Genomic DNA, 1943 nt, shown 5'->3' with positions numbered 1-1943 from the left:
ACTTTTGCAAGTGTAGTACAGATAGCAGCAGTTAGAGTTGTTTTACCGTGGTCAACGTGGCCGATAGTACCAACGTTTACGTGCGGTTTCGTACGTTCAAATTTTTCTTTAGACATGAGTTGTCCCTCTAGGTACGGATTTAGGTGGCTTTTAAAATGACCACGCAACCAAAAAAGTATTGGTGATAAACTTACTCTCAAACACTAAACGTAGTTTAGTCGAAAGAAAGTATCAAAAGGAAAAGTTTGCTTGAGAGCTGGTGCTGATACCCAGAGTCGAACTGGGGACCTCATCCTTACCAAGGATGCGCTCTACCGCCTGAGCTATATCAGCATAACTATTGAGTGGAGCGGGCAGCGGGAATCGAACCCGCATCATCAGCTTGGAAGGCTGAGGTAATAGCCATTATACGATGCCCGCAACACGTAACTCTGTGAGCTATTTCCTAAAGAATATGGTGGAGGGGGACGGATTCGAACCATCGAAGGCAGTGCCAGCAGATTTACAGTCTGATCCCTTTGGCCACTCGGGAACCCCTCCAAATTTTTCATCCATTCTCACTACTAAAGGAGAGAATGGTGCCGACTACCGGAATCGAACTGGTGACCTACTGATTACAAGTCAGTTGCTCTACCTACTGAGCTAAGTCGGCATAAGTGGTGCGCATTCTATTGAATGATTTTCTGCCTTGCAATAGTAAATTTAAAAAAAAATCTCTTTTTCTCCCGTTTAGGCTTATTTGTTGAAATTTCGCCCAATTTATCGTCAAAAAATGACTAATGTAGACTATGTCGTTTGCAATCTTTGTTGGTTGTTGTATTTTCGCAGCTCTATCGTAAAACCAAGTTAGGATGACTATGACTCCGTATCTCTCTTTTAATCGTCAGCAGTGGGCCGAATTGCGTAATGCCGTGCCTATGACGTTATCCGAGGCTGACTTGGTTGAGCTACAAGGTGTGAACGAAAGACTCACGATGGATGAAGTAGAGGAGATTTACCTGCCTCTGGCTCGTCTGCTTAACCTATATGTAGCAGCACGCCAAAGCCGAAATACGGTATTGAACAACTTCTTATCAAATCAAGAATCCGCTCCGCCATTTATCATTGGTATCGCGGGAAGTGTGGCAGTAGGTAAAAGTACCACTGCGCGTCTGCTTAAAGCCCTGCTTTCACGCTGGGACAACCACCCTAAGGTTGAGCTGGTCACCACTGACGGTTTCCTTTATCCGAAAAAGGTTCTCGACGAGCGCGGAATTATGCACCGTAAGGGTTTCCCTGAATCTTACGATATTAAGAAGTTAGTCGAGTTCGTTTCTGATGTGAAAGCAGGTAAGCCAAATCTCGAAGTGCCGGTTTACTCACACATTACTTATGACATTACCGACGACTTTAAAGTGGTAGATCGTCCTGACGTACTGATCATTGAAGGTTTGAATGTTCTGCAAAGTGGTATGGACTACCCTCACGATCCGCATCGTGTCTTTGTTTCAGACTTCTTAGATTTCTCACTCTACGTTGATGCTGATAGCGACGTCATTGAAAAGTGGTATGTTGAACGTTTCCTCGAGTTTCGCCAGGGTGCCTTTACCAAACCAGGCTCTTACTTTAGCCACTACACCCAGTTAACCGAGCCACAAGCCATCGCCAAAGCACACAGCATCTGGCAGGCCATCAATGGTGTGAACCTTGATGCCAATATTCTTCCGACCAAAGGCCGCGCGCATTTAATCTTGCAGAAAGGACAGGATCATAAGGTCGAGCAGGTGTTGTTGAGGAAGTAGCGAGAAACGAGAAGCGAGAAGCGAGAAGCGAGAAGCGAGAAGCGAGAAGCGAGAAGCGAGAAGCGAGAAGCGAGAAGCGAGAAGCGAGAAGCGAGAAGCGAGAAGCGAGAAGCGAGAAGCGAGAAGCGAGAAGCGAGAAGCGAGAAGCGAGAAGCGAGAAGC

General features: G+C 46.2%; 3 protein-coding genes and 4 tRNA genes. 1 reads left to right on the top strand and 6 read right to left on the bottom strand.

Annotated elements, in window-relative coordinates; genetic code table 11:
• The 5 genes from RH46_RS21960 to RH46_RS20385 form a co-directional block, all read right to left on the bottom strand.
• The coding region (locus RH46_RS21960) for a GTP-binding protein (RefSeq protein ID WP_006877408.1) at window positions 1-116 on the bottom strand (116 nt) is incomplete at its 3' end.
• A 141-nt stretch (window positions 117-257) separates the two neighbouring features.
• Window positions 258-333, bottom strand: a tRNA-Thr gene (locus RH46_RS20400).
• Between the two features lie 12 nt (window positions 334-345).
• Window positions 346-420: transfer RNA gene (locus tag RH46_RS20395), tRNA-Gly, on the bottom strand.
• Window positions 421-455: 35 nt separating this feature from the next.
• Window positions 456-540 (bottom strand) — tRNA-Tyr (locus RH46_RS20390).
• Window positions 541-576: 36 nt separating this feature from the next.
• Window positions 577-652: transfer RNA gene (locus tag RH46_RS20385), tRNA-Thr, on the bottom strand.
• A gap of 205 nt (window positions 653-857) precedes the next feature.
• Between RH46_RS20385 and coaA the strand changes: the two genes are divergently transcribed.
• Complete coding sequence (coaA, locus tag RH46_RS20380; RefSeq protein WP_006881424.1) at window positions 858-1781, top strand: type I pantothenate kinase; 924 nt, start codon at window positions 858-860, stop codon at window positions 1779-1781.
• On the opposite strand, the gene RH46_RS22420 is transcribed toward coaA, so the two are convergent.
• Window positions 1748-1943: hypothetical protein (locus RH46_RS22420; RefSeq protein ID WP_206536079.1), on the bottom strand; the 196-nt coding region annotated here is incomplete at its 5' end. The two genes, coaA and RH46_RS22420, sit on opposite strands and share 34 nt — an antisense overlap.

Source organism: Vibrio brasiliensis LMG 20546 (assembly GCF_000189255.1).
Classification (GTDB): domain Bacteria; phylum Pseudomonadota; class Gammaproteobacteria; order Enterobacterales; family Vibrionaceae; genus Vibrio; species Vibrio brasiliensis.
This window is presented reverse-complemented; position numbering and strand designations above follow the sequence as displayed.